The organism is Limnospira sp. PMC 1279.21, assembly GCF_032349615.1.
Classification (GTDB): domain Bacteria; phylum Cyanobacteriota; class Cyanobacteriia; order Cyanobacteriales; family Microcoleaceae; genus Limnospira; species Limnospira fusiformis.
In genome coordinates, this window is the sequence record NZ_JARPLU010000141.1 from 1 (window position 1) to 5,390 (window position 5,390).

The 5,390-nt window shown below is 46.2% G+C and carries 6 protein-coding genes; 3 read left to right on the forward strand and 3 right to left on the reverse strand.

Annotated elements, in window-relative coordinates; genetic code table 11:
• Positions 1-260 precede the first annotated feature (260 nt).
• The 3 genes from P5683_RS18335 to P5683_RS18345 form a co-directional block, all read right to left on the reverse strand.
• Complete coding sequence (locus P5683_RS18335; RefSeq protein ID WP_108614862.1) at positions 261-443, reverse strand: hypothetical protein; 183 nt, start codon at positions 441-443, stop codon at positions 261-263.
• 168 nt (positions 444-611) lie between these two features.
• Positions 612-794, reverse strand: a complete 183-nt coding sequence (locus P5683_RS18340) for a hypothetical protein (protein WP_108614862.1) — start codon at positions 792-794, stop codon at positions 612-614.
• A 192-nt stretch (positions 795-986) separates the two neighbouring features.
• Complete coding sequence (locus tag P5683_RS18345; protein ID WP_006625255.1) at positions 987-1,922, reverse strand: hypothetical protein; 936 nt, start codon at positions 1,920-1,922, stop codon at positions 987-989.
• A 349-nt stretch (positions 1,923-2,271) separates the two neighbouring features.
• Here P5683_RS18345 and P5683_RS18350 point away from each other — a divergent pair, with 349 nt between their 5' ends.
• From P5683_RS18350 to cobM, 3 genes are all read left to right on the forward strand, one after another.
• Complete coding sequence (locus tag P5683_RS18350) at positions 2,272-3,174, forward strand: tetratricopeptide repeat protein (protein WP_006625256.1); 903 nt, start codon at positions 2,272-2,274, stop codon at positions 3,172-3,174.
• A 3-nt stretch (positions 3,175-3,177) separates the two neighbouring features.
• A complete protein-coding gene (gene lgt / locus P5683_RS18355) occupies positions 3,178-4,026 on the forward strand; it encodes a prolipoprotein diacylglyceryl transferase (protein ID WP_006625257.1) in 849 nt (282 codons plus the stop codon).
• A 215-nt stretch (positions 4,027-4,241) separates the two neighbouring features.
• A complete protein-coding gene (gene cobM / locus P5683_RS18360; RefSeq protein ID WP_187758577.1) occupies positions 4,242-5,039 on the forward strand; it encodes a precorrin-4 C(11)-methyltransferase in 798 nt (265 codons plus the stop codon).
• Positions 5,040-5,390 lie beyond the last annotated feature (351 nt).

A 5,390-nucleotide genomic window follows, 5' to 3' on the forward strand; every position in this document is an offset into this window, starting at 1 on the left:
TATGTGAAAATACCTTTGTTGTATCTATAGGGACTCTGTAGCCGATTTCCGGTAGAAAGCGATCGCCTCAAACCTGCATTTTCTCGCTTCACCTACCCCACCCATAACCCTCACTCTGATTCGTGAATTTGCTGGCGATGCACGAGTTTTTTTTCGGCGTTTTGAGGGGGGGTTGACAAAATTACTCAAATGTGCATAACCGCCAGTTGCCATAGCCGTGACTTATCGATTTCGGGAGACAATTTTAAACATTGAATCAGTCACCACAAATTTCCGTGAAAATAGTCATCATTTTCGCCACGAGAGAATCGGCACTTGACACCGTTTTGGGGTTCTGATAACATGAGGTTATATGTGAAAATACCTTTGTTGTATCTATAGGGACTCTGTAGCCGATTTCCGGTAGAAAGCGATCGCCTCAAACCTGCATTTTCTCGCTTCACCTACCCCACCCATAACCCTCACTCTGATTCGTGAATTTGCTGGCGATGCACGAGTTTTTTGTCGGCGTTTTGAGGGGGGGTTGACAAAATTACCAAAATGTGCATAACCGCCAGTTGCCATAGCCGTGACTTATTTATTTCGGGAGACAATTTTAAACATTGAATCAGTCACCACAAATTTCCGTGAAAATAGTCATCATTTTCGCCACGAGAGAATCGGCACTTGACACCGTTTTGGGGTTCTGATAACATGAGGTTATATGTGAAAATACCTTTGTTGTATCTATAGGGACTCTGTAGCCGATTTCCGGTAGAAAGCGATCGCCTCAAACCTGCATTTTCTCGCTTCACCTACCCCACCCATAACCCTCACTCTGATTCGTGAATTTGCTGGCGATGCACGAGTTTTTTTTCGGCGTTTTGAGGGGGGGTTGACAAAATTACCAAAATGTGCATCAGGGACAATCAAGGAATTGTCCCTGAGTATGTTAGACAGACCGAGAGGACTGTTAACTGTGAGTGCTAAGGGGTTAGCGGGTCTAACTAATCTTGAGTTTTAGGAGGTTTTCGGGGAATAGGTTTTGGCGTGGGAGTGCGGCGGGGCTTAGTATCAGGACGAGGCGATCGCGGGAAACTGTCCCTGGGTTTACCGGGTTTAAAAGGTCTTTTACCCTTAATAGGTAAAGCCCCGATATCGTGGCTTTCCTCAACCACTAAATCATTACCCATCAGACGGGCATGAAGGTCTATAAAATGTCCGACAGGTCGGAGACCGACCATCCCCAGTAATTTTAATTTAAAGAACTTGGGTTTTTCGTTTTCATGGCGAGAGGATTGTCGGATTTTGACGATCGCATATTGAGGTTCATCCTGAGACTGATAAACAATCTCACCTCGAATGGAGAAATAACCATGTTCGATATCCGGTAAAGCCTGAGACTGCGGGGAAATATCGAGGGATATGTTATCTATCTCCGTAGAGTCATCATCAGATTGAGTCAAAGTTTGAGGCTCCCAAACTCCCATAATTTGCACGTGCAGATCATCTTGCTTCTGGCGAGTGCGAGGATAAACCACCCAAAGATGTTCAGCCTCCAGGTCAATATGTTTTTTAACTAAACTCATGACCCGTCCCAACAGAACCGCATCAATTTCCGCCCCCTCGACAGTGCGAAGAACGCCTTGGGTAAACTGTTCACCGGAAGCATGATAACACCCGCGCACCAAACCGATCGCCCTATATTGGCGAGGCTCACTAGGGGGAGGTATAGGGTGAACTAAGCGATCGCTATCATCTGATAGCTGTTTAACATCATTATCGGGGGTAGGTAACGGCGTATTTTCAGACAACTTAGGCGCTGTGGCATCATCTATCTGTTGAACTTGAGAACTTTCCACCTCTGGTTGCTCAACACCTGGTTGAGGTGGGATAGGGGGGGAAGCGGGGACTTGGGGAAATTTATTCGGAGAAGGACTCATAAAACCTCAAAGTGGAAGAAACATACCATACCGAAAACGGCATGATTTTCTAGGTGATACACTACCATCAGAATCTCCTCTGCGTTAATCAAGTCAGATATTAGGGTGGATAATACCCCGAGAAACCGACTCCACATCCACAGAACTAGACCTATCGGTGGCTAGGATAGATCAGAACTCATCAGGTATAACTATGGCGATAGCCTATTTAACAGCAATTACGCCGATATGCTTATTGTACTAAATCCCATTAGACAAAAGCGAAATCCGTAACCCATTCCGGTGATCCATTCTGCTACCATGTGATTAGCAGTGGTATTAGCTGGGAGAAAGCAGGAATTTAGAAGTTATGGTAGATAAACGTCGTGGCGTGGTTGGGGTAATTTTAGTGCTATCCCTAATCGCATTTGTGGGATTTTCCATGGCCCCCTTGCTGGGAGGACTGTTCAGAAACGATTCATCCGAGTCCGCCGGGAATCAGACCGCCGTTTCCAATATTAGCGGCGCTCAACTCCAAGACCTCCAAGACCAAGCCAGGGGCTATCAATTGGTTTTACAAAGGGAACCCGATAACGAGACAGCCTTGCGGGGATTTCTGCAAGCTAAATTTGAGTTAATCAGTCAAGATCAAGGACAGGTCGCAGATGTTGTTGAACCTTTACAGCGACTCGCGCAATTACACCCGGAAACTCCAGAATATGGGATTCTATTAGCTCAAGCTCAAGAGTATACAGGCAATCCGGAAGGTGCGGCTCAAAGCTATCGAAGGATTTTAGAACAGCGACCCGGAGAAGTTCAAGCCCTACAGGGACTCGTCAGCCTCCTGATTTCCCAAAACCGACCCGAAGCAGCTATTGGCTTATTAGAAGACACCCTCAAATCAGCACCACAGATTAATCAAGCCCAAGCCGGAAGTATTGACGAAATCTCCATCCAACTAATCTTAGGGCAGGTTTACGCCGAACAGCAACGTTACCAAGAAGCGATCGCCGTTTATGATGAAGCCATCAAAAATAGCGAGTCAGACTTCCGCCCCGTCCTAGCTAAAGCTATCATACTCAGACAACAGGGTAATCCTGAAGATGCCGAGTTACTATTTGCGGAAGCCATAGACTTAGCCCCCGCCGGCTTTAGAGATCAAATTAAACTACAGGCAGGAATGACACCCACTTCCCCAACTATGGAAACTTCCCCCGAAGCTACCACAGAAACCGAGGCTGTGGAAACTGATGGTACAGGACTACCCGAATAATCCATGCTCATTCAATATCTCCCTGTCGGGTTTCAATTTACCTCTCCCGGACCGACCATCTTAGAAGTCGGTCCCATATCAATTCGCTGGTATGGTTTACTAATTGCTTCGGCGGTGTTAATTGGTGTCACCCTCTGTCAATATCTCGCCAGTCGCCGCCATGTCAACCCAGAGTTAATGGGGGATTTGGTGATTTGGTTGATAATTGGTGCAATTCCCGCCGCCCGACTTTACTATGTTGCCTTTCAATGGCAGAATTATGCTAACGACCCCGCTAGTATTATTGCCATTTGGAAAGGTGGCATCGCTATTCATGGCGCAATTATCGGGGGTATCCTCGCGGCGCTCATTTTTGCCAAAATTAATCAGGTCTCCTTTTGGCTGTTAGCTGATTTGGTCGCACCTGCCTTGATTTTAGGTCAAGCTATCGGACGCTGGGGAAATTTCTTTAACTCCGAAGCCTTTGGCGGTCCGACAGACTTACCCTGGAAGTTATACATATCTCCCCCCTACCGACTTCTCGGTTATCAGGACTATCAGTATTTTCATCCCACTTTCCTCTATGAGTCAATCTGGAATTTCCTCGTCTTTGGCTTACTGCTAACCCTGTTTTTCCGAGACCTCCAACAAAAGCCTCCCCTCAAGTTAGGCAGCATTTTTTTAGTTTATGCGATCGCCTACAGTTCTGGACGAATTTGGATTGAAGCACTCCGAACTGATAGCCTTATGTTAGGACCCTTTAGAATAGCCCAATTGATTAGCTTCGGCGGTATCCTATTGGGAATGGCAGGTCTACTATGGCTATATGTTTTCCAACGCCATTTACCTGATGTCGTCAAATCTGATTTCTAGCCATCAACCCACCCCAACCAAAGTCCCCTAGGTTGCCATTGGTTGCCATTGGTTGCCATTGGTTGACAACAGCCTCCCAGAATGATAAAAGAAAAAAAGACCCCGGAGTTTGTTTTTCTCCAGGGCATCTACCAGGGTGCATCTACCATACCTAGTTACCATCTAACTCTGATATAATCCGGAATGAAATTACTGGGATGGCAAAAATTTTTGCTATGAATGGCACAACCCGAGAATCATTGCCACCAATGGTGTACATTGTAGGGGCAGGACCAGGCGACCCAGAATTGCTCACAGTTAAAGCCCAAAAACTTTTGACTCAAGCTGATGTGATTCTGTTTGCTGATTCCTTGATACCCCCGCAAATGTTAGTCGGTGTGCGTCAGGATGCAGAAATTATCCCCACGGCTAATCTGACCCTTGAGGATATCCTACCTGTTATGATAGATAGAGTCCAAAAAGGGCGATCGGTTGTCCGTCTACATTCGGGAGACCCTAGCCTATATGGGGCTATTTATGAACAGATACGCCAACTCTTAGAGATGGGTATTGATTTGGAAATAGTCCCCGGTATTAGTGCTTTTCAAGATGCCGCCGCTAAACTCAAGCTGGAGTTAACTATTCCTGAGTTAGTCCAGACTATCATTTTAACCCGCGTCAGTGGACGTGCTACGGGTGTTCCTCCCTCAGAAGAGTTGGCGAGTTTAGCAGCCCATCAAGCTAGTTTATGTCTCTATCTCAGTGCGCGTCATGTCGCTACCGCCCAAGATAAGTTAATCGCACATTATCCCCCCCAAACACAGGTCGCTATTTGTTATCGTCTGGGATGGCCTGATGAGAAAATTAGGGTAGTTCCCCTACATCAAATGGCTGAAGTTACTCAACAAGAAAATTTGACACGCACCACACTCTATCTCATAACTCCCGCATTGGGTGCTAACCCTACCGCCAGGTCTAGCCTTTATCACCCGCAACACTCCCACTTATTTCGCCAAAATGTTAAGTTTTGTTAAGTTTTGTCAAAAAAATCCCTTTTTTTGGGGGGAGGGGTTGCTTTTCGGTCGCGTCCGTGATAGTCTATATCATAATGGAGATATTGACTATAATTTCAAAAAAGCATGAATTTCAATTATAAACTTTATACTTATATATTACCATGAGTTGCCGAGACTTGTCAATTGGCGATCGCCTATAACCCCAAAAATTCCCCAACCAGAGGGTAGGGTGTGTCATTCGGACACCACCACATCAACACCCAGCCACTGACTGACTGACGCACCTTCAATGCTTCAGAGGGTAGGGTGTGTCAGGCGATCGCCTATAACCCCAAAAATTCCCCAACCAGAGGGTAGGGTGTGTCATTC